The following is a 25,296-nucleotide window of genomic DNA, read 5'->3' on the forward strand; positions in this document are numbered from 1 at the left end:
AATCATGTCCGGGTGCAAGAGCCCGACGCAGGGCAAGCCCAGCGCGGTCGCCCCGGGGACCGGCAAGCCCCCGTCGGCCTGCATCCGCGGCGCCAGGTGGGGCATGAGCCGGCAGGCGAAGACCAGGACGGGTTTCTGGACGGCGTCGGCGCGCGTCTTGACCAGGCGACCCGTGACCGCGCCGGTGAGCACCCGCACGGATTCGCCGCCGAGGAGGATCCCGCCCGTGTCACAGGCGCCGACACAGATCCCGCACCCCACGCAGCGCCCCGGGTCGACGACGGCCTGGGTCTTGTACCGCACGCCGTCACGGCGGGGGACCATCATGATCGCGTCGTACGGGCAGTCCTTGTAGCAGCGGGTGCACCCGGTGCAGGCCGACGTCTCCACGCGAGCCACGGCCCGGCGGCGGCCGCCCAGGAGCCAGGGGAGCGAGAAGGCGAGGACTCCGGCGCCGGTCACGATCGCCCACCCGGCGCGCGCATCCATGCGGGTGAGCGGGAAGTAGGCGAAGTAGAACCAGTCCACGGGAATCGTGCCGGGCAGGAGCGCGGGGTCGGCCGGTGGTCCGGAGAGCGCGGGGCGCAGAAGGCTCGCCAGGAGCAGCGCTACGCCGGTCACGGCCAACACGACCCGCGGGGGGAGGAAGCGCGCGCGGCTCAGCCGCATCACGTGCAACCAGAAGAAGGCGCCGATCAGGAGCGGTACCGTGATGTGCAGGAACAGGACGATGAAGAACAAGAAGCTCTGGATCCGGTCGTTACTGAGGAACGTCTGGACGATGGGCTCGGCGAAGAACGGCAGCACGTCGAGAAAGCGGGCCGTCGTCATCGACAGCACGAGCGCCTGCACGTCCCACACGAGCCAGTAGCCCGTGGCGCCGGTGAACCACACGAGCGCCATCAACGCCAGCCCGGTGACCCACCCGATCCAGCGGGCGCCGCCGAACCGGTCGTTGAGCAGCATCTTGAGCCCGTGCAGCGCGGCGGCGAGGAGGGCGGCGTCCGAGCTGTAGCGGTGGAGCGAGCGTATCAGCGCACCGATGCCCAGCGGCTGGGCGACGATGGCTTCCACCGAGGCGTGAGCCGCGCCGGTGCCGACCCGGTAGAAGACGAAGAGGTAGATCCCCGTGACGGTCGCCACGGCCAGCGAGAACACGGCGATCGTCCCCGTGTGGTAGAGCGGATTGAGCGGCGCCGAGACGATCCGGTCCACCGTGGCTTCGAGGTGCTGGTAGAGGCTGCCGGCCTGGAACAGCGCCCGGCGCGGCCAGGGCTCGGGCGGCCGGGGCGCCAGCATCGAGGGGGCTCTGGGGAGTACCGGCACCTGGCCGGGCTGAAACACGATCAGCTCCGCTCGGCGACCAGGCGTTCGAGGGCCTGCGCCAGCTCGGCGGGCGGGTAGCTCAGGCCGCGGTACGTGAAGGCCACACGACCGGCGCGGTCGATGAGGACGACGACGTTCTCGTGTGCGATGCTCCCACCGGCCAGTCGCTCGGCGCCGACGCGGTGAGCGGCGAGGAGGCGGTCGATGGCGGTCCGATCGCCAGTGAGCAGGCGCCAGGCGTCCCCCAGCGCCCACCGGGCGGCGGTGTCGGCGAGCGCGGAGACGGTGTCGCGCTCGGGGTCCAGCGTGACGGCGGTGAACAGAGCGCGCCCGGCAACCCGGGCCTCGACCGCCTTCAGCCTCGCGATGAGGGCCGGGCACGAGGCGTGGCAGTCCGCGTACACGAACGTCAGCGCCACGGGCCGGCCCAGCGGGGCACCAAGCTCGAAGCGCTCGCCCCGGTGATCGGTCAGCACGGCCCGGGGCGCGGGCCGGCCCTCCCTGACGGGAACCCGACCCGCCGCCGCCACTCCGCCCGCCACGCCGCCGCCGAGCAGGAGGGCCACGACTGCGATCAGGAAGCCGAGCGCGGCCACACTGCTCACCGCGCGGCCGCCCGGGCGGCGCGCGAAGGCGCGGAGCTCCTCGCTGTAGAAGGCGGCGACGACGAGGGCGAACAGCGGAGGCTCCAGCGTTGTCAACAGTATTGCGTCCATCCGGTAGGCGCGCGTGCTCGCATTCCAGCCGAAGCAGGTGGTCAGCACCGTGTGGGCCCAGCCACCCATGTCCGGGCCGATGAGAAGGAAGACGATGACGCCGGTGCCCCACGCCAGCGCGGCCAGCGCGAGGACGGGCGCGAACAGGGGATGGCGCAACCAGCGGGTCACGCCAACCGCCACCAGGTGTCGGCGACGACACCCGCGAAGAGCAGCACCAGCCAGAGATTGGCCGCGTGAAAGGCGTGCAGCGCGAGCCGCCGGTCGGCGGGCGACTTCAACAGTTGGACGTTACGTCCGAGGAGGTAGACGCTGCCCAGCGCCGTCGGCACGACATACGCGGCGCCGGCGAGGCCGAGCACGGGCGGCAGGGCGGCGAGCCCGACGAGGCCGAGCGTGTTGACGAGAATCGACCGGGCCGTCCGCGCTTCCCCTTTGACCGCCGGCAGCATCGGGATTCGAGCTCCCGCGTACTCGTTCTTGTACGCGATGGCCAGACTCCAGAAGTGCGACGGGCTCCAGAAGAACAGGACGCCGGCGAAAATCACCGGGGGCAGGCAGAGCTCGGGCCGGGCCAGGGAGCCGCCGCCCAGGACGGCGAAGCTGCCAGCCAGCCCGCCGATGACGACGTTGAGCCAGGACCGGCGCTTCAACCAGACGGTGTAGATCACGACGTAGGTGAAGGCGCCCAGGAAGACGTGCAGGGCGACCAGCGGATGCAGGGCCCACGCCGCGGCAGCCACGGCCATCACGACCAGCCCCAGGCCGAGCGCCACCACGTGCCAGGGGTGAGCGATCCGCCCCGAGGGCAATGGCCGCCGGGCGGTGCGGCGCATCAGGGCATCGATATCGCGGTCCAGGTAGTGGTTCAGGGCCCCGGCGCCGGCGGCGGCGGCGACGGTGATCACGAAGAGCAGCCCGAGAGCACCGGGCGCCGGCGTGCCGGGGACCGTGCCCAGATAGCCCAGCACCGCGGCCATCCCGATGAAGACGCCGATCCGAAGCTTCAGCGACTCGACGTAAGCGGCGATCATCGCGTGCCGGCCCGGGCCGGGACAGGCGGCCTGCGGAGTAGCGGCAAGCCGATGTTGAGGACGAAGGCGAGGCCCCCCAGGATGGCCAGCGCGGAGCCTAGCCCCATGAGGTTCATGGCGACGAGGGCCTGGGCGTCGGCCCAGGAAAACCCCACGCTCTTGCGGGGAGCGCCGCGCGCGCCCGCCCAGTGCAGACCGATCATGATCCCGAGCAGGCCGAGGCCGTAGAGGTAGGGCTGCAGCTTCGTGAGCCATGGCTTCCACGGTTGCCGGCCCGTCAGCGCGAGCAGGGCCGGCGCGAGCCCCATGTAGGCGAGGGTCACGGCGCCCACCATCCCGTGGTAGTGGGCGGGCACGCGCGTGTCCTGGCTGAACCCGATCACGCCCATCACGCCCCCCACGGCGAAGAGCGCGAAACAGAGCAGGGTACCCGAGAAAAGCGGGCTGGCCCACGGCAGCGGCCGGGGCGCGCGGGCCATCGCCACTGCGACGGCGAGGGCCAGGGGAAGCGTGGGCCCGCCCAGGCCGGAGAACGTCACCCACGTGACCACGCGATTGGTGAGTAGCGCCTCCGGAGACCAGACGAGGTACGCGCCGGCGACGGCGAGGATGAAGGGCGCGTAGGCCCACAGGGCCCCGCGGGCGCGGGCCGGCCCCTGCGGAGCGCCCAGGGCGATCGACGTCGCGATGCCCCAGGCCGCGATCATCCCGGCCGTGTGCGTGAACTGGAAGAGGTGGCCGGCGCCCCAGAACAGCGCGCGGAGCTGGAGCATCCGGGGCTGGGCAAAGTCGAGCCGGATCCAGGTAACCCCGAGCATCACCGTGGCAACGATCACGGCGATCGCGGCGATGGCCAGCGCCGTGGCCTCCAGCGGCTCGACGGTGGCGGCGCGACGGCGCCCGCGCCGCCAGGCGGCGAGATACGCGCCTGCCTGGAGCGCGGCGCCGGCGAAGGCCGCCCACAGCCCGGTCCAGAAGAGAGGGTGGTCGATCACGGGGATGTAATCGTTCAGATAAGGGGCGCCCATCGCCATGGCCGCGGGCACGGCGATGAGCGCCGCCCCGCCGGCCGCGGCGCCCCAGCCCGCCCACGACAGCGCGCCCGACAGCTCGTAGTTGGAGCGCCAGGCGGCGTAGACCCACAGCACGCCGGCGAAGGCGACGAACCAGATGGTGAGCGCGAAGGTCACGTGCGCGACCAGGGCCAGGTGGAACAGGCCCGCCGACGAGCCGAGCAGCTGCACGGCCGGAGTGCGCGCGAAGGCGACGAGGATGGCGAAGATCCCTGCCGCCACCAGGGAGCCCAGGGCCAGGCTGAGCCAGGCCGTGAGGAGCCGTCGCGTAGCGGCCGGAACGGCGCGCGGCAGTTGGCCAGCCGCCGAGCGCGAGGGCTTCTCGAGCTCGATCGCCGCGAGCCGGGGCGCCATCACTGCACCATCCAGATGGCAGCCAGCCACTTCCAGTTGAGGAAGTAGTAGATGACGAACGCGGCCAGGAAGACGAGGACGAGCACCATCGTGCCCGACATGGGCGTGTGGCGCATGGAAGAGGGGATCGCGGCCAGGGGCACCTGCCCGGCCTGGTCGGGGATGCGGCGGCCGAAGAAGACAGAGGCCACGGTGAGGCCGACGTAGAGAGCCCCGCCCAGCGCGGCCAGGAGCCCACCCAGCCCCATGATCCCGAGGAAGACAAAGGCGGCGGCCTCGACGGGTGGCTGGAACATCGCGCCGGTGAACTGCACGTCCCAGTGGCGCCGGGGCACGGCGTACGATCCGGCCGTCGTCATGCCCGCGGAGAAGACGGCCACCCCGAGCCCGAAGGCGTAGACCTGGAACGTGGCCAGCCGCGGAGCCACGATGCGCCGGCGCCAGATCAGCGGCACGACGTAGTAGGTGAGGCCCATGAAGGCCAGCGTGGTGCCGGCGACGACGGTGGCGTGGAAGTGGCCGGGAATGCGCAGCGTGTTGTGGGAGATGATGTTGACCTGCTCGGCCCCGAAGGTCACGCCGGTGATGCCGCCCATGAAGCCGAAGAGCACCAGCGACAGCATCAGGGCCGCAAACCCAGGGTTCCCCCATGGTGCCTTGGCCAGCCACTCGAAGAGTCCCTTCGACAGGCCGTGCCGCCGCTGGGCCACCTCGACGGACGCCGGGACCGTCATCCCGTGGATCATGCTGGCGAGGACGGCGAGGTACATGCCATAGGAGGTGTTCCAGATCTTCCACGCCGGCGACACTTGCGGATCGACGAGCAGATGGTGGGCCGAGGCCAGGTTGATGAAGAGGATGTAGAGCACGAAGGCCCAGCGGCTGACCTTCTCGTTGACGGGCGTGGCGCCCACCGTGAGGGTGGCCAGGAGGTACCAGACCGACACCATCGCCGCAACGTTGATCTGCTGCGAGGGATGGCCGAGTCCCCACCAGAGGAGGCGGTACATGCCCGCGTCGAGGTTCTGGACGATACCGAGCGACCACAGCCAGGTGGGGATGTAGATGATCGCGCCGTGGGCCAGCGTGACCACGGCGATGATGGCTGCCGTGAGGGCCCCGAACGTCACCAGCGGGATCGAGCCCTGATAGGTCCGCTCGGCCCGAGCCACCACCAGGGTGGCGAAGAAGTTCAGCACGCCGACGAGGGCGCCGACGGCGAACAGGATCCAGCCCAGGTAGAAGTAGTGCACGGCTTGCATCGGCACGTAGGAGGTGAACATGACGTCGGCACCGCCCCGCAGCACGGCCACGTCGATGAGCAGCGAGCCCGCCACCATCAGCCCGAACCCCACCCAGCCCACCCGCGGCCAGGCCACGCGGCTGCCCAGCACGATGGGCGCGGCGAAGTAGAGGATGGCGATCTCGAAGAAGATGATCCAGAAGATCAGCATGTTGATGCCGTGGAAGGTGAGGGCGCGGTAATACATCGTCGGATCGAGCAGGTGAACGGCCGGCCACCGCGTGAGCAGGACCAGCAGCGCGGCGATCCCGCCGAAGAGGATGGCCAGCACGCCGGCCACGGCGTGGACCTTGATGAGGCGCTCGGCGGTCAGGTGGACCCGGAAGCCGGTGTGGGCACAGGTGCGGAAGGCCGACGCGTCCATGCTGGTCCTCCTACTCCACGATGATCTTGCCGACCATGGTGTGGTGCCCGATGCCACAGAACTCGTTGCAGACGGCGTAGACGTCGCCCGCTTCGGTCGGCGTCACCGTCAGCACGTATTCGTAACCGGGCAGGACCATGAAGTTCAGGTTGAGCGGGAAGAGGGAAAAGCCGTGCACGAGATCCGTCGATGACAGGTGCAGCCGGTAGGTCTCGCCCTTCTTGAACTTGAGCACGGGGTACCAGGCCCACATCCGGCCCAGCATGTACACGTCCTCGCCGGGCGGCGCGGCCACGACGGGCACGCCGCTGTCCTCGCCCACCTTGTGCTTCGCCACGAAGGCCTCGACCTTGTCCTGGAAGCCGGCGGCGGTGATGCGGTAGGTCTCGAACGACGGGTTCTGCTTTCCGGTGAGGTGCCACAGCGGCATCATCGCGAAGAGCACGAGACACCAGACGAGCGCGATGCCGATCCACACTTTCTCGGAGGGATCGACTTTCTTCCACCACACACCCTGCAGCGTCTGGAGACTCATGGCGCGCTCCTCAGCGGGCCAGCGGGATGCTGGCGATCTCGAGCAGTCCCCAGATGGTGTAGAAGACGATGGGAACGGCCAGGCCGATCACGAGCAGGATGAACGGATTGTCGAAGACGGCCTGCATGAGCGGCGGGCGCGACTGCGGCTCTCGATCCTCAGTGGCCATGACTCCCTCCTTCACCACGCTGCCAGCGTAACGAGAACCGCGGCGGCGGCTTATGACACAGGTCATAGGCCGTGCGGGATTCGGCGGGGGGCGCGGCCGGGAGGTGGCGGTGGGGGCGGTCGGGTCAGAGCAGGCGGTGGCGGTTCGCATACGCGACCGCCTCCAGCCGGCTGTGGAGACCGAGCTTGGCCAGGATGTGCTGCACGTGGTTCTTCACGGTGGCCCGGCTCACGTGCAGCCGCTCGGCGATGTCGGCGGTTCGCACGCCGCGGGCGAGGAGCTGCAATATTTCGACCTCCCGCCGGGTCAGCGTCTCGGCCGCCGGGTCCTGGGGCTCGGCCGCCGCGGTCAGGCGCTCGTGAACCAGGCGGACCAGCTCTCGGGTTGCCGTTACGTCGCGAAACAAGTGTACGCTGACGGCCCCCGAGCCCGGACCGGGCGCGGTCAGCACGCTGATGTTGAGCCAGACCGGGCGGCCAGCCTTCGTCGTCGTACGCATGTCGAAGGCCTGCACCGACTCGCCGAGGCCCAGCAGCGTCGTGACCTGACAGCCCGGGTAGCAGACGCGGTTGGCGTGCTCGTCGTAGCCGCGCAAGACCTCACAACAGGCTCGTCCGATGACCTCTCGAGCTGGATAGCCGAGGATCTTCTCGGCCGCCCGGTTCCAGAGACGGAGGCGGCCGTCGGCGCCGACGACGAAGGCGCCGTCGCCCGCCCGCTCCAGGGCTCGGGCGAGCCAGGTGTCCCCGCTGGCAGGTATCGGCCCGGGCATCGCCGACCAGCTGGTGCAAGGCGGGGACCATTCCGGGCTGCCGGTAATCGGCGCTCCAGGCTGGCTTTTTCCCGCGCGGCAGGATGGACGCCTGGGGCGCCGCTACCACGGCGCTGCGACACGGCCGCCCCAGGCAGGCCGCGCGGCGGACGGTCGAGCGGGGATGGAGGGTGCGCGAGAGCGGAGGCGGTCAGGCCGGACGCCGGCGGTGCCAGAGCCGCCAGACGCCGTAGACGGCACCCAGCACGGCCAGCACCATCAGCGGGCCGGTGAAGATCATGAAGAGCGTTTGCTTGCGCACCGTTTCCGCCGAGCGGAGCCGTTCGGCCTCGTCGCGGATCGAGGCGAGGTGGCCCAGCACGTCGGCGTAGCCGTACCACCACGCGTAGTCCGGGCTCATGTGGAAGGCGCCCTTGTAGCTCTTGAGCGCCGAGAAGAAGAACATGTCGAAGTAGTCGCGCTCGATGGGCGTGACGTCGTAGTAGAGGCTGGCCGGCGAGTGGAAGGCCAGCCCGCCTGGCAGCTCGACGGCAGTGAAGCGCGGTCCGGACAGGAGCCCGGCCGACACCTGGGCGTGACTGGGCCGGATGAGGCCGTCGCGATAGAGCCCGCTCAGGATGTCGCGGGCCTCGACGACGAGGGCGTCACCGGCCAGCTTGTGGGCGTCCGCCGACTCCAGATACCCACGGGCCTTGTCCTCGGAGTGGCAGGTGAGGCACACCTTGATCATCTCGTTCCGCTTGGCCAAATTCTCGGGTTCGATCGTGATGTCCTTGAGCTCCCCCAGGGCCGCCTGCGTCCCCATGCCCCAGATGATCTTCCGCGTCATGTTGTGGCTGACCGTGCGAGTCCCGTCGTCGCCGACGTAGAGCATGTGGCAGTAGGCGCAGGTCGGCGCGTCCCAGCGGGCCTGCGTCATCGAGGTGTTCCAGTTCCAGTCCTTGCCGCGGGCCACGTAGATCGACCCGTGCTTCGACGACATGTAGGCCTCGTAGTTCGGGTGGTCGGGGCCCATGTGACAGGTGTAGCAGGCCTCCGGCTTGCGGGCTTCTTCCAGGTGGAAGGCGTGCCGGGTGTGGCAGGCGATACAGCCGTTGCGGATGGTCAGGCTCGAGGTGTCGACGTACTTCTTCTCCTCCTCGCTCCAGTACTTGGCGTCGGTGGCGCCGGCCTGAGCGTGGCAGGGATCGCACCCCATCTCCATGACCTTACGCGGCATGTGCTTGTAGTGCGGCACGCCGATGTTGCGTTCCCAGTTGATGCCCAGGTCGCCGGGCCCCGGCCCGTAGGAGTGGCCGGCGTCGAGCACGTGCTCCTTGTAGATCTGCTGGTGACAGGCCCCGCACGTCGTCTCCGGCACCCGGCCTTTGGTCGCCATGATCTCGTCGTGGTCGGTGCCGTGGCAGCCGGCGCAGGTCATCTGCGCCTGCGGGAACGTCACGCGGCGATTCTGCACGCCAGGGCGTCCCATCGCGCTCGTCTCGAACTGCCGGACGATCTCCGGGTTGGTCTTGCGATGGCATTCGGCGCAGGTCTTCTGGTCCAGGACGCCGCGCGGGACGTCCGCGCGGATCTTGGCCGGCGGCGGCGGCACGGCCTGCAGGTACGCGTGAATGTCGCGCACCTCGGCGTCGCTGACCACCTGGGCGGGAAAGGGCGGCATGATCCCCCGCGGCTTCCGGACCTGCTGGATGAAGACGTCGACGCTGAGTTTGCTATTGGCCAGGGTGGGACCGACTCCTCCGCGTCCGCTGGCGCCGTGGCAGCCGAGGCAGCCCCGGCGGATATAAAGATCGGCTCCGGGCTCGGCTGGAGTCTGGGCGAGCGCAGCAGCCGGCCACGCAGCCACCCAGACGACGAACACAAGGAAGACCCTCAGCAGTCTCCTCCGGCGCTGCTTTGAGCCACCTTATCGCACGGGCGGGGGTTTGTCGGCAAGCCCGTTGGGACGGGACGCTCTACTGGCGATGGTTGCCGCGTCCGAGCACGCTCTCCACGGTGGCGATCAGCTGGGAGATGGAGAACGGCTTGGCCAGATAGGCGGCGGCTCCCGCAGCGAGGGCGTCGCGGCGGCCGGCCTTCGACGCGTAGCCGGTGACGACGATGGCCGGCACAGACAGCCGGCTGTCACGGGCTGCCCGGACCAGATCCAGACCGTCGCCGTCGGGCAGCCGGACATCGGCGACCACCAGTCCCACCGACGCCGCCTCCAGCGCCGCCAGCCCGGCCGCGCGGGTCCCCGCCGTGATGACGGCATAGCCGATGCGGTGCAGAATCCGCTCGTAGGTGCCGAGCAGGTCCGCTTCGTCGTCGACGACGAGAACGGCGGGCGCCGTGGCCGGGTTGTCGGCGGTCACAGCTTCGGCCGGGAGGCGGCGCGATCCAGGCGCCGAGCCAGCGCGACGACCTCGGCCACGGCGGTCCAGACCGCCTGCTCATCGGTGTGTAGCGTCAGCTCGGCCTCGGGCGTCGGCTCGTAGACCAGGACGACCTCGGGGGCCGTCCGGACCCGGCCCTGCGCGTGCCGGCTCGACGCGGACAGCGCTGGACACCAGCGCGCCACCCGCTCGCGCGCCATGCAGACGTCCGGGGGACAGAGCAACTGGATTTCCGCGAAGTGATGGATCAACTCCCGGGCGAGCCGGCGCCACTCGCGACGCGGGGCCGTGGCGTCGATGATGACGGGGATGCCGCGGTCGGTGAGGAGCCTGGCGGCCAGGGCCAGCGCGCGGTGGACGATATCTTCCTCCCACGGCAGGCCGGTGCGATCGCCCAGCAGGACCTCATGGACCGACACCGGTTCCAGGACGGCGACGGGAACGTCCAGCGCCGACACCCTTTCGGCCGCGGCGGAGGCCAGCGTCGTCTTGCCGCTGCCGGGCAGCCCTGTGATCCAGATCGCCCACGCCGCCTGGGAATAGCGGCGGCGCGCGGTGATCTCGGGCCCGGTGAGGTTGAGCACGACGGGGACGATCCTGCCGACGGCCGTCGCCACGTCGTCCCGGGCGGTATCGACTACCACCTCGGGGTGGAACGTCGGCTCGTAGGGGACGTCGACGGTGGTCCCGGTGCTTCCGGGTCGTCCTGCGGCTGGGTGGATGTGAGGGGGCACGGCGGCGACCACGGGTCGAGTGCCACGGGCGCGACACACGTCCACCGGGCAGCGCAGCTGCACCTCGGCGAAGTACGGGATGGTCGCCCGGGCCAGGTCCCGCCACGCCCGCCGGTGGGCCGTGGCATCGATGATGACGCCGACACCGGCATTCGTCAGCACCGTGGCCATATACACGAGCGCCCGGTGGACGAGGTCGCGTTCCAGGTCGGTATGAGCCGGGGCCGGCGTCAGGATGGTCTGGACCTCGTCCAGCTCGAGCACCGCCACCGGGCGGCTCCGGGTGGCCAGATGGGCCGCCAGGGCTCGGGCCACGACCGACTTGCCGCTGCCCGGCACGCCGGTGATCCAGATCGCCCAGCTCACGGCCGCGTCACCCGCGGTGGGCCGGTGACGACATCAGCTGCCCGGCTTGGGAGCCGGAACCGACGACGCGGGGCACCATCCGGCCCATGCACTCCTGAACCTCCTCAGCGCCCACGGACGGTGAGGACCGGACAGGATGCAGTCGCCACCACCCGTCCGGCCACGCTGCCCAGGAAGAACTTGGCGAGGGCGCCGCGACCGTGCGTGCCCATCACGATCATGTCGGCGCGCCGGCTCTTGGCGGCGCGCACGATGCGCTCCGCGGGCATGCCTTCCAGGATGAGGCCGGTGGCCCGCACCCCGGCCTGCCGGGCCTTGGCCACCAGCTTGGTCATCTCCTTGTCGGCGTAGGCGCGCTGACGCCGTGTCACGTCGTCCAGCACCTGGGGCGAGACATAGCCGTCGCCGATCATCGGCACGAACGGCACCATGACGTGAAGGATCGTCAGTTGCCCCCGGGCGCTCTTGGCCAGCGCAACCGCCCGCTCGAAAGCCGCTCGCGAAGCGCGCGAAAAATCCGAAGGGTGCAGGATACGGCGGATCGGCTTCACCATGGCTCCTCCTGTGGCGAGTGCGGGTCAATCACTGATGTGGACCTCTTCGCCCGTCAGGGCGTGTTGGTGGCCCATGGTGTCCTCGATCCACAGCCGGCCGTGATCGTCGATACCGAGCACCCGGCCTTCCCAGGCGGCCTCGGGGCCCTGGACCTGGACGCGCCGACCGCCGAGTATCTCGCGGCGCCGCCACGCGGTCAGGATGGCCTCGGACCCCTGCTCGTCCCACTCGGATACCCAGCGCTCGAGGGCATTGAGATAGGCCGCGGCGAAGGCATTACGGTCGATCGCATGCCCCGTGGCCGCGGCCAGGGTGGTGGCGGAGTCGCCCGCCGGGCCCAGCGCGGCGCGCAGGACGGACAGCTCGACGTTGAGGTTGACGCCGACGCCGAAGATCACGTACTCGACCGCGTCGCGGTCCGTCACGCATTCCAGCAGGGTCGCGCCCACCTTCTTGTCGGCGATGAGCACGTCGTTGGGCCACTTGATACTGGGAGTGGCGCCGAACTGCTTGATGGCGTCGTAGAGGGCCAGGCCGGCGATGAGGGAGTAAGCGCCGAGGTCGCCCGCCCTCAGCTCCGGCCGCACCAGGACGGAGGCATAGAGGTTCACCCCGCTCGGCGAGAACCACACGTTCCCGTGGCGGCCCCGACCGGCCGTCTGGCCTTCCGCCAGCACCACCGTACCGGCGCACGCCCCGCCCTGGGCCAGGTTCCTGAGCCTGGCGTTGGTGGAGTCGACTTCCCCGAACAGATAGATGTGGCGCCCCACGGTCGTCGTGGTGCGGCTTCGCCGGATGTCGGCGATGCTGAGCCGGTCGGCGGCGAGGGCAACGGCCCGGCTCACCGATTCGCCTCCTGCGCCGCCTGTGAGCGCACCTGGCTCTCCGTGAGCCGCATGAGGAAGACGGGGATCTGGGCGTGCCGGAGCACCGACTCGGCCACCGACCCGAAGAGCAGCCGACCCAGTCCGCTGCGCCCATGAGTGGTCATCGCGATGAGGTCCGCGTCCACGGCCTGGGCGCAGGCGACGATCTCGGTGACGGGATTGCCGTGGCGCACCTCCAGGCGGGTGCGAACGCCCTTGGCGGCGAGGTCGCCCACGATGGGCTTCAGGTACGCCCGGGCCTCCGCCAGGCGCCCCTCGACGTCCTCGATCTCGACGTAGCGCGAGCTCTCGATCACCTGCGGGGGAACGGGCTCGACGACCCGGAGAAGGACCACTTCCATGTCCAGCGGCCCGGCGATCCGGGTGATGAACGGCAGGATCGCCGCCGACAGGTCGGAGCCGTCGAGCGGTACCAGCGCGCGCTTATACATGGCTCACCTCCCTCATGGCGGCATCGCTAGCCGGCATGTGCAGGGGGGCGGCGGCGTCGCGGATCAGCAGGATCGGCGTACGGGTGCCCCGCAACACCGCTTCGGCCACCGACCCGAAGACCAGCCGCCTGAGACCGCTGCGGCCGTGGGTGGTCATGACGATCATGTCGGCCTTGGCGACCTGGGCGGTCTCGATGATGAACGATGCGGCCGGCCCGTAGCACACCGACGTCTTCACCTCGGCGACGCCCGATCCGGCCAGGCGCGCGCGCACGGCATCGAGATACTCCTCGGCCTCGCGCACCACCTGCACCTGGGCCTCGATCGGGTCGCCGCCCAGGAACGCGAGAGCCTCGGCTGCGCGCAGGAGCAGTAGGGTCGAGTTCGGCGTGCCCGCCAGCAAGTCGACCGCGACGGGCAGGGCTGACTCGGCGAGCGAGGAGCCATCCAGTGGAACCAGGATTCGTTCGGGCTTCATGCCACCTCCCCGGTGCACGTCGGCACCTGCTGCCTGGATGAGCAACGGGGCTGCCATCGCCAAAGGGTCGTAAATTCACGATGTTCGCATTTATCGTCGACGGGCCGACTGGGGTGGTCACGTCCCTGTGGGGCGGCCGCGCCCCGCGCCCTGGGCGCGGTGGCGCTCGAAGATGGGCGGGCTAGCGGATGCCGTGCTTGCTGGCGAGGCGGTGAAAGGTCTTGCGATCGATGCCGGCCGCCTTGGCGGCCGACGAGACGTTGCCGCCATGACGGTCCAGGAGGTCGCGCAGGTAGGCGCCTTCCAGCGTGTGCAGCCATTCCTCCCGCGCCTCCTGCAGCGTACGGCCGGTCGCGGCGCCGGGGGCGACCGCTGGCATGGCTGAGGGCATCGGCATGCCCGCCTCGACGTGGCCGCTCTCCAGCACGTAGCCGGGCAAGTCGCGACGGCGGACGATGGGCTCGTCGGCCAGCGCGCACGCGCGCTCGATGACGTTCTGCAGCTCGCGCACGTTACCGGGCCACGCGTAGGTCTCCAGCGCCGCCTGGGCGTCATCGGCCATGCCGGTGACACGCCCCTGACCGTAGCGCTTGAGGAAGGCGTGAGCCAGCAGGCGGATGTCGCCAGCCCGCTGGCGGAGGGGCGGCAGCTCGATGGCGATCACATTGACGCGGTAGTAGAGCTCCTCCCGGAACTGGCCGGCGGCCACGGCCTCCCGGAGATTGCGGTTGGTGGCTGAGACCACGCGCACGTCGACGTCGATCTGGGCGGTGCCGCCCACCCGCCGGATCTGGCGCTCCTGGACGGCCCGCAGGAGCTTGGACTGGAGCGGCAGCGGCAGGTCGCCGATCTCGTCCAGGAAGAGCGTGCCCCGGCTGGCAGTCTCCATGAGCCCCGGCTTGCTGCGGATGGCCCCGGTGAAGGCGCCCTTCTCGTGGCCGAACAACTCCGACTCCAGCAAGTTCTCGGGCAGCGAAGCGCAATCGACGGGGACGAAGGCCTGCGCCGCGCGCGGGCTGTTGGCGTGGATGGCCCGGGCGATCAGCTCCTTGCCGGTTCCCGACTCGCCGAGGATCAGGATGTTAGCCTCGGAGCGGGCCGCCTTCTTCACGAGCTCGAAGACCTGGGCCATGGCCGGGCTGCGGCCGATGATGTTCTCCAGCCCGAACGCCTCCTGGAGCTGCTCACGCAGGTTGCGATTCTCCACCTGCAGCCGCCGCTGCCGCAGGGCCCGCTCCACGGAGACCTGGAGCTGATCGACCGAGAAGTTCTTCGGCAGGTAATCGAAGGCGCCTTCCTTGATGGCCGCCACCGCGGACTCGATGGTAGCGAACGCCGTGATCACGATGACCGGGAGGGTCGAGTCGATCTCCCGAGCGCGGCGGAGGAGGTCCATGCCGTCCATGCCAGGCATCTTGAGGTCGGTCAACAGCAGATCGGGCCGCTCGGATTCCAGGAGCCCGACCGCCCGCTTGGTATCGGTCGCGGAGAGGCACCGGTAACCGGCGCGCCGCAGGATGCGCGTGCAGTTCTCGACCATGTCGGGTTCGTCATCGACGATCAGAACACGCTCGCCGTTCATGCTCGATTCCCCCGGGGGCTGCTGAGCTCGGGTCCCCGATAGTGTAATCAAAACTCCGCCACGCGCTCGTTGCGATGCTGAGCAGGCTATGAGCGTCCTCCCATCGCCTCGGCGCGTGCTCGGCGTCGGGAGAGTGTCGCTTGCCGGCGGCCGTTCAGGGCGACGGCGATCCTCGGGATGTCCCGTTCGCGCCTCAGGTGAGGCGGCCCGGTCGGCTCCCGCGGCGTCCGATTGGGTCACCTGCGCCCCAGCGATCGAGAGCGACGTGTCGTGCAATGACGCGAATTCGTGGGCCTGAGGTCGTGGCACCCGGCTTGCTGACTTTCACACCCGTGCCGAAACGCATCCTCGTCCCGCTGGATCTGAGCCCCGAAGCCGAGAGCGTGCTCCCCGTGGTGGCGGACGCCGCCCGCGGCTCAGGCGCCACGGTGCGATTCGTCCACGTCGCTCCGGTTCCCGAGAGCGTCGAGGGCGTCGACGGTCGCGTCATCGCGTTCGCCGACCAGGAGACGGCGCGCCTGGAGGCCGAGGGGACCGACTATCTGCGCACGGCGGCCCGCCTGGCCGGCATCGCCGCTGACGCCGTCGTCCGGTTCGGGGAGCCCGCCAGGGAGATCGTGCGGGAGGCGGAGACGTTCGGCGCCGATCTCATCGTCCTGGCGACGCGGCACGGCGGGCCCCTGAGCCGGCTCATCCTGGGCAGCACCTCCGAGCAGATCTGTCGCCGGACCCATGTGCCGGTCCTGGTATATCGGCCGGGGGGGCAGTGAAACAGATCCTCTTCGCGACGGATTTTTCGCCCGGGTCGGAGCAGGCCGCTCGTACGGCGCGCGACTACGCGCGGCAGTTCGGAGGGAGGCTTCACCTGCTGCATGTCGTCTGGCCCGGCGCCGACCCGACGCCTCAGCCCCGGCTGCAGGCGCTGGCGGCGGAACTGGGAGCCGACGTGCCCGTGGTGACCGCGATCGAGTCCGGCATCCCCGTCGCCGACCGCATCGTCGACTACGCCGAGCGCCACGCGATCGACCTGATCGTCGTGGGGACGCACGGGCGCACGGGTTTCAGCCGGGCCCTGATCGGGAGCGTGGCCGAGCGCGTGGTGCGCACCGCGTCCTGCCCGGTGCTGACCGTGCCGTCGCGCTCCCGGCGTGAACCGGCCGAGGCCCAGGCTGCGGCTGCGGAGGCCGTCAGCCCGCAGCACTGTGCCGTGTGCGCCCGGCCGTCCGAGGACCTGATCTGCGAGCCATGCCGAGCCCGCATCCGCGGCGAGGCGCTCGAGCACAAACAGCGGGAGGAGCGGGGGCGATGATCCTCGAGCAGTACTATCTCGGCTGTCTGGCGCACGCGTCCTACCTGATCGCCGACGTAGGGACGAAGACGGCGGCGGTGGTCGATCCGCAGCGCGACGTGGATCAGTACGTGAACGACGCGGCGGCGCGGGGACTGCGCATCCGCCACGTGTTTCTGACGCACTTTCACGCCGACTTTCTGGCCGGGCACCTGGAGCTTCGCGACCGGGTCGGCGCCCGGATCTATCTGGGAGCCCGGGCCCAGGCCGAGTACCCGTTCACTCCGGTCAAGGACGGCGACAGCCTCGAGTTCGGCTCCGTCCGCCTGGAATTCCTGGAAACGCCCGGACACACGCCCGAGGGCGTGTCCATCGTGGTGTACGACCTGGCCAAGGACCGCCAGACTCCCCACGCCGTCCTGACCGGCGACACGCTCTTCATCGGGGACGTCGGCCGGCCCGACCTCATGGCCTCGATGGGTGTGACGGCCGAGGAGCTCGCGAGCATGCTGTACGACTCCCTGCGGAACAAATTGCTCGCGCTCCCGGACACCACGCTGATCTACCCGGCCCACGGGGCGGGGTCGATGTGCGGCAAGAACCTGAGCACCGAGCGGGTGTCGACCATCGGCGTCCAGCGACAGTACAATTACGCCCTCCGCCCGATGAGCCGGGAAGAGTTCATCCGTCTCGTCACCGCGGATCAACCGGAAGCTCCGCAGTATTTTTCGTACGACGCGATTCTCAACCGGAAAGAGCGGCCGACGCTGCAGCGCAGTCTCGAGCGCGCACTGGTGCCGATCAGCCTGGACGAGGTGTTGCGGCGACAGGCCATGGGAAGCCAGATCGTGGACGCCCGCGATCCGGCGGATTTCGCCGGGGCCCATCTGGCCGGGGCCCTGAACATCGGCCTCGGCGGCCGGTATGCCAGCTGGGCGGGGACACTCCTCGACCGGGAGCGCCCCATCGTGATCATCGCGGAGCCCGGACGCGAGCTGGAGGCGGCCCTCCGCCTGGGGCGGATCGGCTTCGATCACGTCGCCGGGTACCTCGAGGGCGGGATGCAGGCCCTCGACGGGCGCCCGGATCTGCTACGTCGAACGGAGCGGGTCACCGCCCTCACGCTGGCCGAGCAGCTGGTGTCCGCCGATCCCCCGGCGGTGGTGGACGTTCGCACCGACGCCGAGTGGCAGGCCAAGCGCATCGCCGGGAGCCGCAACGTCCCTCTGAACCATCTGCGAGCCCGCGCAAGCGAGCTGCCACGAGACCACGCGGTCGTGGTCTATTGTCAAACGGGGTACCGGTCGTCGATCGCCGCGAGTATCCTCGAACAGGAGGGGTTGGCGCGGGTGGTGGACCTGGTCGGCGGATTCACCGCCTGGGACCAGCAGGCGATCTCGACCGAGAAAAGGAGCCCTGCCCATGTATGACGCGATCTTCGTCGCGCCGTGGCCCTGGTGGGTCGCGGGCCCGGCCATCGGCCTCGTGGTGATCCTGCTCGCCTGGACCACCGGCAAGCCCCTGGGCGTGTCCACCGGCTACGGGGCCGTCTGCGCGCTCACGTCGCGGCTGCCCTTCTTCCAGCAGGCCGAGTACGCGGCGCGCTGGCGGATCGCCTTCATCCTGGGCCTGCCCATCGGTGGGCTGCTAGCCGCGGCGCTGGCCGGCGGCTTCGCCCCGACGCTGGGCTTCGGCGCCCTCGACGAGCTGACCCGCGGCTCCCTGGCCCTCAAGGCAGGCGTGCTCTTCGTGGGCGGCCTCCTCATCGGCGCCGGCGCGCGCTGGGCCGGAGGCTGCCCCAGCGGGCACAGCATCGTGGGCATCGCCCAGGGCGCCGTGTCCAGCCTCGTCGCCACCGTGGCGTTCGTGATGAGTGGCGTGGTGGTCTATAACCTGCTGGTCGCACTTCTGGGGGACTGAGCGATGCCGGGCCCCGTGTTCGCCCTCTTCGGTGTCCTCTTCGGATTCGTCCTGTCGCGGGCGCGCGTGACCGACTACGACGTGATCGCCGGAATGTTCCGCCTCGCCGAGTTCCACCTGTACGGCGTCATCGGCTCGGCCATCGCCACGGCGGCCCTGGGCTTCTGGCTGTTGCGTCGCGGCGGCAACCGGACTATCGGGGGCGCCCCCCTTGAGCTGCGCCGCAAGCCATGGCAACGCGGGGCGGTCTGGGGCGGTCTCGTGCTCGGTGCCGGCTGGGCCCTCAGCGGGGCCTGTCCCGGCACGTCGCTCGTGCAGATCGGCGAAGGCAAGATCGTCGCGCTCTTCACCGTCGCCGGCATTTTGCTCGGCACCTACGTGTACGGATGGGTCCGGTCGACGCTGAGAGAGCCGCCGGTGGTCCGACGGGCGCCACTGACGGCGCGGTAGGTGACAGGACGACGCGCAGATGAAGGAGGCGTGAGCTTATGCGTACGGCGACGTTCTATCGGGCCGTCATGGCGGCCAGCGCCGACCGCCGTCCGGCCGAGGTCAAGCGTGTGACGGCGGCGGTCTTCCACGCCCTCAGAGACCGGCTAACCCCGGAGGAGGCCGACCAGCTGGTCGCCCAGCTGCCGCGTGAGCTGCAGGAGGTGTGGCGGGTGGGGGAGCGAGCCGGGAGGAAGCCCGAGAAGCTGCATCGCCCGGCGTTCTATCAGCGGGTGATGAAAGAGGCCCAGCTGGGCTCGATCCGACAAGCGCGGTGGATGACCCTGGCCGTGCTCGGGGCGCTCAAGGAGTCGCTGTCTCCCGGCGAGGCTGAAGACGTTCTCGCCCAGCTCCCCAAGGACCTGAAGGAGCTATGGATCGAGGCCCAGGTCCCGGCGTGAGGCGCTGATGCTCATCAGGGACGTCATGCAGCCCAGGCTCGTCACGGTGACGCCGCAGGCCACGCTGGCCGAGGCCATGCGCCTGGTCGGTGAGCGGGGCATCCGCCACCTCCCCGTGGTCGCCGGGGACGAGCTCGTCGGGATCGTGTCGGACCGCGACCTCAAGCGGGCCATGGCGTCGCCGGCCACCAGCCTGGTGCGGAACGAGCTCGCGTACCTGCTGGCCAGGGTGACAGTGGACGAGATCATGACGCGGGCGGTGATCACGATCAGCCCCAGCTTCGCGGTGGAGGACGCCGCCCGGCTCATGGTCACCGAGAAGATCAGTGCGTTGCCGGTCACGGAGTCGGGGCGCCTCATCGGCATCGTCACCGAGACCGACATTCTGGAGCTCTTCGTACGGGCGCTGGGCGCCAGCGAGCCGTCCAGCCGCGTGGACGTGATGCTGGCGGACGAGCGGTCTGGGCTAGGCGGGATCGTGGACGCCGTGGAGAAGGCGGGGGCCGCGATCTCGAGCATCGTGACCCTGCGTGACCCTAGCGGGCGTCGAGAGGCGATCCTACGCGTCGCCACCATCGATCCCGGCCGCGTGGTCGGCGCGCTGACCGCGGCCGGGCATTCCGTCCGCGACGGTTACCGCCGTCCGAGCTGACCCCGTGAGGCGAGCACGTTCACGGGGTGCCCGTCCGCGGGCGGCCGGCGGCATCCTGTGCCGGAGGCGTGAACACGATCTCGACCACGCCCTGTTCGAGCCGGCTCTGCTCGACGTCGGCGAAACGCCGGATGAGGTCGAGCATGCGCGGGTTGTCGGCCAGCACGTAGGCGACGAAGCGCCGGATCCCTCGGGCGCCGGCCGCCTGGAGCACGGCCTTGAACAGGATGGTTCCCAGTCCTCGATTCTGCCAGCCATCCTGCACGACGAACGCCACCTCGGCGGTATCCTCACGGTCGGTCGGCTCGTAGCGGCCTACGGCCACCAGCTCGGGGCCATGCGGCCCGTCGTGCTCGGCGACGAGCGCCAGGCGACGGCGGTAATCCACGGTGGCCAGGAGCTTCGCCCAGTCGGGCGGCAGGCGCCGCATCACCGTGAAGAAGCGCTGGTACGCCGTGTGCCGGCTGAGGCGGTCGTAGAGCTCGATGAGGCGCGATTGGTCATCGCCGCGGATCGGCCGGAGGCCGACCGGCGTGCCGTCGCGGAGCGTGACGAGACGCTCGAGCTCGCGTGGATAGCCGGCGAGACCCGCCGTGGTCGGAACCATGGCGCGCCCGATTGTCGCAGGGTTTCCGACCCCGCGCCAACCCGAAGGAGGTCGACGACGATGGAGGCGAGCCGGTGACGTGGCGGGCCGGCGCGGCCGCGCTCTGGTTCGTGCTGCTGGCAGCGTCGCGGCCAGCGGCTCAGGACCAGCCGGCGGTCGTGGCCGAAGGCGAGCGGCTGTTCCGCGTCCAGGGCTGCTACGGCTGCCACACCGTGGGCCGGTTCGGCACGCCGATCGGGCCCGATCTCTCCCGCGTCGGCGTCAAATACTCGAAAGACTACCTGGCGCGCTGGCTCACCGATCCCGAAGCCCAGCGTCCCCACGCTCATATGCCGAAGCTCGAGCTCGATCCGGCGGAGGTCGAGGCCCTCGCCGCCTACCTGGCGACGCGACGGTGACGGATCGGGCCCCAGGCAAGGGCTCTCTGGCTGCGTTCTTCGAGCCGCGGAGCGTCGCCGTCGTCGGGGCGTCTCGAAACCCGGCCAAGGTCGGCGGCAGCGTTCTGGCGAATCTGGTGTCGGGACGGTTCGACGGACGCATCATCCCCGTCAACGCGCGGTCCGAGACGGTGCAGGGCCTGCGCGCCGTGCCCTCCATCCTGGACGCCGAGGAGCCGGTCGATCTGGCCGTCATCACGGTGCCGGGCCCCCAGGTGTTGCCGGTCCTGAAGGAGTGCGCGCGGAAGGGCGTCGCCGGGGCCATCGTCATCTCGGCCGGGTTCCGGGAGACGGCCGGGGAGGGGCAAGCGCGAGAAGCGGAGCTGCGCGCCTGGCTTCGGGATCAGCCGATGCGTATCCTCGGCCCGAACTCGCTCGGGTGGATCCGGCCGGCTCGCCGGCTCAACGCGACCTTCGCGCCGGGCATGCCGCCGGCCGGGCGCATCGGCTTCATCTCGCATTCCGGTGCGCTCGCCGTGGCCATCCTCGACTGGTCCCGCGGACGCCGGATGGGATTCTCGCTCTTCGCCAGTCTCGGCAACCAGGCTGACCTGACCGAGACCGACGTGTTGCGCGAAGCCGCCTCGGATGGCGAGACGGGGGTCATCGCCGCGTACCTGGAGGGCGTCGCCGACGGCCGGGCGTTTTTCGAGGCCCTGCGCGAGGCGGCGACGGTGAAGCCGGTGGTGGTGCTCAAGGCCGGTCGGTCGGCCGAGGGGGCGCGCGCCGTGTCGTCCCACACCGGCGCCCTGGCCGGTTCCGACCGGGCCTTCGAGGCGGCGGTGAGGCAGGCGGGTGCCCTGCGGGTGACGCGCATCGAAGAGCTCTTCGACGTGGCCCGGGCGTTGGAGAGCCAACCGCTGCCGCGCGGGCGTCGCCTGCTCATCATGACCAACGGGGGCGGCCTCGGCATCGTGGCCGCGGACGCCGCCCGCGACGTCCGCCTCACCATACCGACGCTGGGGGAAGAGACGCGGCGACGGTTGCGAGCGGTGTTGCCTGCGACGGCCGGGCTGACCAACCCGGTCGATCTGATCGGCGACGCCGACGCCGCCCGCTTCAGCGACGCCCTGCACGCCGTGGGGTCGGCCGATGTCGCCGACACGGCGCTCGTGCTCCTCACGGCCCAGGCCGGAACCGACTCCAGCCAGGTGGCCCGGGCCATCATCGGGGCGACGCGAGGGTGGACGATTCCCGTGGTGGCGGCGTTCGTGGGAGGCGGCAGGGTCGCGCCCGGTGCGGCCGCCCTCGAAGAGGCCGGCATTCCCTGCTACCCGTTTCCCGAGCGGGCAGTCACCGCGCTGGCGGGAATGGCAACGGTGGCCGAGGGCCGGCTGCTCCGTCGCGCCGCCGCGCCCCGGCTGGCTCCGGACCGGGGCGCCGAAGCCCGGCAGGCGCTCCGTCGCGCCGCGGCAGGTGGCCTCGGCCTCCTCGAGCTCACGCCTCTTCTCGAGGGCTACGGTCTTCGTGTCGCGGCCGGGCGAATGGCGACGACCCCGCAGCAGGCGGCGGGGGTGGCGCAGGCCATCGGCTTTCCCGTGGCCGTCAAGATCGTGTCGCCGGATATCGTCCACAAGACCGACGCCGGCGGGATCAGCCTCGATCTCGATTCCGCCGAGAGCGTCGTGCAGGCGACGAGCGCCATGCTGGCCCGCGTCGCCCAGCGCCGGCCCGAGGCCCGCGTGAGCGGCGTTCTGGTCCAGCCCATGGTGCCGGTGGGGCAGGAGCTCCTCGTGGGCGCGGTCCGGGACCCGCAGTTCGGCCCCGTCGTCGTGGTCGGCTTCGGCGGGGTCTACGTGGAAGTGCTGGGCGACACCGCCGCCCGGCTGGCACCGGTGACAGTGGACGAGGCTCGTGGGATGCTTGGCGAGCTCAAGATGGCGCCTGTGCTTGCCGGCGCTCGCGGAAGAGCGCCGGTCGATCTCCCCATGCTCGCGGACGCGATCAGCCGCTTTTCCATGCTGGCGGCGGAGACGCCGGAGCTGTCGGAGGTCGAGATCAACCCGCTCGTGGTTGACGCTCGCGGAGCGGTCGTCGTCGACGCCCGGGCCACGCTGGTCGCCACAACCAGCCCGGCGACGCTGCCCGGCGGCCCCCCGGCGGCGGTGGCGAGGAGAGACTGATGGCGCGAGCGAAGGAATTTCGCGTCGTGGTGGCGACGGACGGGTCGGCGGGCGGACGGGCCGCGGTGGCCGTGGCCGCCACGTTTCCCTGGCCCGCCCGGGCTCGGGTGCTGGGGGTGGTGGCGCGGTCGCGTCCGCCCCTGGCCGCCGAGTGGCCCGGACCGCTGTGGGCCGCGGTCGATGAAAGCCTCGATCGTGTGGCGGTGGCCGCCCGCCGGGTGCTGCGGGGCCGGTGGCCGACCGCCGAGGTCGTCGTGCTCGACAAGCCGCCGGTGGAAGCGATCCTGGCCGAAGCCCGCGGTGCCGCCGTCATCGTGGTCGGCTCCCGCGGCCACGGAGCGCTGGGCCGGCTGGTGCTGGGCAGCGTCTCGCGGGACGTCGTGCGCAAGGCCGCCTGCTCCACGCTCGTCGTCAAGGGACAGCCGGAAGTCGTGCGCCGCATGGTCGTGGGCATCGATGGTTCGGCCAACGCGCGGAGAGCGGTCGACTTCGTGGCCAGGCTGCCGGCGCCCCGCGGCGGTCAGGTGATGCTCGTGCGCGCGTTGGAACCCCTGCGCATCGGCTCCCTCGGACTGATGCCGGCGGGTGTGCGAAGTGTCCTGGCCGGCCAGCTGGCGGCCGACCGCGAGGCCCAGACGCGGACGGCCCGCCGGGAGCTCGCGGCCGCCAGCGCCGTGCTCAAGCGAGCGGGCTGGAGCGTCCGCAGCGCGATTCGATGGGGAATTCCGATCGACGAGTTGCTGGCGGCCTGCCGCACCGGCGATGCCCACGTCCTCGTGGTGGGGGCCCGGGGCACCGGCGGCGTCGCCCGTATGCTGCTGGGCAGCGCCGCCGAGGGCGCGCTCTCTCGTTCGCGCATTCCCGTGCTGATCGTGCGCTAGGCGCTCACCAGGCGTGGCGGGCGGGCTCGGGCCCGTCCGCCGTGGGGGCCAGGGCCGTGTCCGGCCCGATGAAGGCGAGGCTGTCCCAGTGGGGCATCTCGCGCACGACCGCCGCATAGGACGAGGTCCGGATCTTCTGGTCGAACTCCTGACGGCCCGCCGCGATGAAGCTCTGGCCATCGAGCACGACGTCGAAGATTCTCCAGCGGCCGTCCTGCAGGCGAAGCCGGAACTCGATGGCGGCGGTCATGCGCAGAGTGCCGATCTTCCATTTGACCGTGGCGTGATTGCCGTCGATCACGTCGGTCGAACGCAGGACGCTGACCCACCGACTGTGACGCACGTGCGGGACGTACAGGCGCTCGAGCAGATCGGTGAAGTGGCGAACGAACTCCGCGCGTTCAGCGGGCGTCCGGGCCGCCCAGTGGCACCACAGCACGCCTCGCGCCATGTGCTCGACGTCGAAGACGCCGGTGGAGAGATTGCGAAGCTCGTAGCGGACAACTCCGGGTATCGTGCTCGACGAACCGGAGACGGACTCGGCGGTGATCAGCAACGCGTTGACGCGATTGAGCGCCGTGCGAACCACTTCACCGGGCGCCTGCGGTGCGGCGATGAGCGCGGAGCTGACCGCTCGCCATGCCCCTCGTGCTTTCGTGCGCAGGTTGGTCATCATGCTCGGACCCGGGTGCCAGCAACGTGCCAAGGATGGCGGGGCGAGGAGAACTAATACCTTGTGGTGGGCGCGCCCGTACGACGCTGTCCCGGCGCTGACACCTGGGCTGCCACGGTGACATCCCTGACGGCGGCTGATTATTGTCCAGTCTCGCGGGACGCGCCGCCGCCGTCGCCGGCGTCCTCAGTGCGGCAGCACAGGCACCGAGGAGGTGAACACCAGGTACGCGCGGGCCACCAGGCCCAGGAAATAGAGAGAATCGGGAAGCCAGGCCTCGCGGATCGCGTAGGTGCCGACCACGAGCACGCCCATGACGACCGGCAGCGAGATGAATTCCGGCAAGCGCAGCTGATAGAGGAATCCGCCGACGACTTTGATCATGAAGGTCAGCAGCAATGCCGCCACGATGAGGACCACCGGCGTGACGATGACGAAGGAGATCAGAACGATGAGCGCCTCGGCGCCACCGCCCTCGTCGTCGAAGGCGGCCCGCACCCCGGGCTGGCCGGCCAGCCACCAGATCTGATCCCGCACCGTCTGGCTGGTGTGGGCCCACCAGCCGGCGACCATGACGAGGACGAGCACGGACAGCAGCCAGAGCTTGCCACGCCTGCGCATGACGACTCCCTGAGCAAAGCCGATACCATGCGCGGACCCGCGGGGATAACTCATTGCCAGCAAAGGCCTCGTGGATCGCGCGGTCGCGCGATGCGGCCGAATGGACTCAGCCCAGTTGGGCACGGTGTGACGTAAATCGTCACCGGC

At 70.4% G+C, this 25,296-nt stretch carries 29 protein-coding genes; 10 read left to right on the forward strand and 19 right to left on the reverse strand.

Features of this window, described 5'->3' with window-relative positions; translation table 11 throughout:
- From VFR64_11010 to VFR64_11085, 16 genes are all read right to left on the reverse strand, one after another.
- Window positions 1-1,344, reverse strand: a 1,344-nt coding sequence (locus VFR64_11010; protein ID HET9490269.1) for a cytochrome b N-terminal domain-containing protein, incomplete at its 3' end; no start/stop codon positions are given.
- Window positions 1,345-1,346: 2 nt separating this feature from the next.
- Window positions 1,347-2,213, reverse strand: coding sequence for an SCO family protein (locus VFR64_11015; protein HET9490270.1), 867 nt, complete (start codon window positions 2,211-2,213; stop codon window positions 1,347-1,349).
- Window positions 2,210-3,076, reverse strand: a complete 867-nt coding sequence (cyoE, locus tag VFR64_11020; protein HET9490271.1) for a heme o synthase — start codon at window positions 3,074-3,076, stop codon at window positions 2,210-2,212. Before cyoE ends, VFR64_11015 begins: the two co-directional genes overlap by 4 nt.
- On the reverse strand, window positions 3,073-4,503 hold the full coding sequence (locus tag VFR64_11025; GenBank protein HET9490272.1) for a cbb3-type cytochrome c oxidase subunit I: 1,431 nt from the start codon (window positions 4,501-4,503) through the stop codon (window positions 3,073-3,075). Before VFR64_11025 ends, cyoE begins: the two co-directional genes overlap by 4 nt.
- Entirely contained in the window at window positions 4,503-6,170 is a 1,668-nt protein-coding gene (locus tag VFR64_11030; GenBank protein ID HET9490273.1) for a cbb3-type cytochrome c oxidase subunit I, read from the reverse strand. The genes VFR64_11025 and VFR64_11030 overlap by 1 nt, the downstream gene beginning before the upstream one ends.
- Before the next feature lie 10 nt (window positions 6,171-6,180).
- The gene (locus tag VFR64_11035; GenBank protein ID HET9490274.1) at window positions 6,181-6,705 is read right to left on the reverse strand and encodes a cytochrome C oxidase subunit II; all 525 of its coding nucleotides are present in this window, start codon (window positions 6,703-6,705) and stop codon (window positions 6,181-6,183) included.
- 10 nt (window positions 6,706-6,715) lie between these two features.
- Window positions 6,716-6,874, reverse strand: coding sequence for a hypothetical protein (locus VFR64_11040; protein ID HET9490275.1), 159 nt, complete (start codon window positions 6,872-6,874; stop codon window positions 6,716-6,718).
- A gap of 124 nt (window positions 6,875-6,998) precedes the next feature.
- Window positions 6,999-7,646 carry a LuxR C-terminal-related transcriptional regulator gene (locus tag VFR64_11045; GenBank protein ID HET9490276.1) on the reverse strand — a complete coding sequence of 216 codons (648 nt, stop codon included), beginning with the start codon at window positions 7,644-7,646 and terminating at the stop codon, window positions 6,999-7,001.
- Window positions 7,647-7,836: 190 nt separating this feature from the next.
- Window positions 7,837-9,510 (reverse strand): multiheme c-type cytochrome, encoded by a 1,674-nt coding sequence (locus VFR64_11050; GenBank protein HET9490277.1) that lies wholly within the window; start codon window positions 9,508-9,510, stop codon window positions 7,837-7,839.
- Between the two features lie 94 nt (window positions 9,511-9,604).
- Window positions 9,605-10,003: a response regulator gene (locus VFR64_11055; protein HET9490278.1), complete on the reverse strand. Its 399-nt coding sequence runs from the start codon at window positions 10,001-10,003 to the stop codon at window positions 9,605-9,607.
- Window positions 10,000-11,124 carry an adenylyl-sulfate kinase gene (locus VFR64_11060; GenBank protein ID HET9490279.1) on the reverse strand — a complete coding sequence of 375 codons (1,125 nt, stop codon included), beginning with the start codon at window positions 11,122-11,124 and terminating at the stop codon, window positions 10,000-10,002. Before VFR64_11060 ends, VFR64_11055 begins: the two co-directional genes overlap by 4 nt.
- A gap of 104 nt (window positions 11,125-11,228) precedes the next feature.
- Window positions 11,229-11,678 (reverse strand): universal stress protein, encoded by a 450-nt coding sequence (locus VFR64_11065; protein HET9490280.1) that lies wholly within the window; start codon window positions 11,676-11,678, stop codon window positions 11,229-11,231.
- 24 nt (window positions 11,679-11,702) lie between these two features.
- Window positions 11,703-12,524 carry a biotin--[acetyl-CoA-carboxylase] ligase gene (locus VFR64_11070; protein HET9490281.1) on the reverse strand — a complete coding sequence of 274 codons (822 nt, stop codon included), beginning with the start codon at window positions 12,522-12,524 and terminating at the stop codon, window positions 11,703-11,705.
- Window positions 12,521-12,997, reverse strand: coding sequence for a universal stress protein (locus VFR64_11075; GenBank protein ID HET9490282.1), 477 nt, complete (start codon window positions 12,995-12,997; stop codon window positions 12,521-12,523). The genes VFR64_11070 and VFR64_11075 overlap by 4 nt, the downstream gene beginning before the upstream one ends.
- Window positions 12,990-13,475, reverse strand: a complete 486-nt coding sequence (locus VFR64_11080; protein ID HET9490283.1) for a universal stress protein — start codon at window positions 13,473-13,475, stop codon at window positions 12,990-12,992. Before VFR64_11080 ends, VFR64_11075 begins: the two co-directional genes overlap by 8 nt.
- Before the next feature lie 181 nt (window positions 13,476-13,656).
- The gene (locus VFR64_11085) at window positions 13,657-15,057 is read right to left on the reverse strand and encodes a sigma-54 dependent transcriptional regulator (protein HET9490284.1); all 1,401 of its coding nucleotides are present in this window, start codon (window positions 15,055-15,057) and stop codon (window positions 13,657-13,659) included.
- A 332-nt stretch (window positions 15,058-15,389) separates the two neighbouring features.
- On the opposite strand from VFR64_11085, the gene VFR64_11090 reads away from it, so the two are divergent.
- The 7 genes from VFR64_11090 to VFR64_11120 are packed head-to-tail and all read left to right on the forward strand — an operon-like array spanning window position 15,390 to window position 19,807.
- A complete protein-coding gene (locus VFR64_11090) occupies window positions 15,390-15,827 on the forward strand; it encodes a universal stress protein (GenBank protein HET9490285.1) in 438 nt (145 codons plus the stop codon).
- A complete protein-coding gene (locus VFR64_11095; GenBank protein ID HET9490286.1) occupies window positions 15,824-16,366 on the forward strand; it encodes a universal stress protein in 543 nt (180 codons plus the stop codon). Before VFR64_11090 ends, VFR64_11095 begins: the two co-directional genes overlap by 4 nt.
- Window positions 16,363-17,775 carry an MBL fold metallo-hydrolase gene (locus tag VFR64_11100; GenBank protein HET9490287.1) on the forward strand — a complete coding sequence of 471 codons (1,413 nt, stop codon included), beginning with the start codon at window positions 16,363-16,365 and terminating at the stop codon, window positions 17,773-17,775. Before VFR64_11095 ends, VFR64_11100 begins: the two co-directional genes overlap by 4 nt.
- Entirely contained in the window at window positions 17,768-18,265 is a 498-nt protein-coding gene (locus VFR64_11105) for a YeeE/YedE thiosulfate transporter family protein (GenBank protein ID HET9490288.1), read from the forward strand. Before VFR64_11100 ends, VFR64_11105 begins: the two co-directional genes overlap by 8 nt.
- A 3-nt stretch (window positions 18,266-18,268) precedes the next feature.
- Window positions 18,269-18,715: a DUF6691 family protein gene (locus tag VFR64_11110; protein HET9490289.1), complete on the forward strand. Its 447-nt coding sequence runs from the start codon at window positions 18,269-18,271 to the stop codon at window positions 18,713-18,715.
- 38 nt (window positions 18,716-18,753) lie between these two features.
- Entirely contained in the window at window positions 18,754-19,155 is a 402-nt protein-coding gene (locus tag VFR64_11115) for a DUF2267 domain-containing protein (protein HET9490290.1), read from the forward strand.
- A 7-nt stretch (window positions 19,156-19,162) separates the two neighbouring features.
- A complete protein-coding gene (locus VFR64_11120; protein ID HET9490291.1) occupies window positions 19,163-19,807 on the forward strand; it encodes a CBS and ACT domain-containing protein in 645 nt (214 codons plus the stop codon).
- A 19-nt stretch (window positions 19,808-19,826) separates the two neighbouring features.
- Here VFR64_11120 and VFR64_11125 read toward each other — a convergent pair whose 3' ends face one another.
- The gene (locus VFR64_11125; protein HET9490292.1) at window positions 19,827-20,414 is read right to left on the reverse strand and encodes a GNAT family N-acetyltransferase; all 588 of its coding nucleotides are present in this window, start codon (window positions 20,412-20,414) and stop codon (window positions 19,827-19,829) included.
- Between the two features lie 74 nt (window positions 20,415-20,488).
- Here VFR64_11125 and VFR64_11130 point away from each other — a divergent pair, with 74 nt between their 5' ends.
- From VFR64_11130 to VFR64_11140, 3 genes are read left to right on the forward strand one after another with little or no spacing between them, the layout of a single operon-like run.
- Entirely contained in the window at window positions 20,489-20,812 is a 324-nt protein-coding gene (locus VFR64_11130; protein HET9490293.1) for a cytochrome c, read from the forward strand.
- Entirely contained in the window at window positions 20,809-22,974 is a 2,166-nt protein-coding gene (locus VFR64_11135; protein ID HET9490294.1) for an acetate--CoA ligase family protein, read from the forward strand. The genes VFR64_11130 and VFR64_11135 overlap by 4 nt, the downstream gene beginning before the upstream one ends.
- Window positions 22,974-23,855, forward strand: a complete 882-nt coding sequence (locus VFR64_11140) for a universal stress protein (GenBank protein HET9490295.1) — start codon at window positions 22,974-22,976, stop codon at window positions 23,853-23,855. The genes VFR64_11135 and VFR64_11140 overlap by 1 nt, the downstream gene beginning before the upstream one ends.
- A gap of 4 nt (window positions 23,856-23,859) precedes the next feature.
- Here the strand turns inward: VFR64_11140 and VFR64_11145 are convergent, their stop codons facing one another.
- Window positions 23,860-24,444, reverse strand: coding sequence for an ABC transporter substrate-binding protein (locus tag VFR64_11145; GenBank protein ID HET9490296.1), 585 nt, complete (start codon window positions 24,442-24,444; stop codon window positions 23,860-23,862).
- A gap of 270 nt (window positions 24,445-24,714) precedes the next feature.
- Complete coding sequence (locus VFR64_11150; protein HET9490297.1) at window positions 24,715-25,149, reverse strand: hypothetical protein; 435 nt, start codon at window positions 25,147-25,149, stop codon at window positions 24,715-24,717.
- Window positions 25,150-25,296 lie beyond the last annotated feature (147 nt).

It is taken from the genome of Candidatus Methylomirabilota bacterium, assembly GCA_035709005.1.
In the GTDB taxonomy this organism is placed as follows: domain Bacteria; phylum Methylomirabilota; class Methylomirabilia; order Rokubacteriales; family CSP1-6; genus 40CM-4-69-5.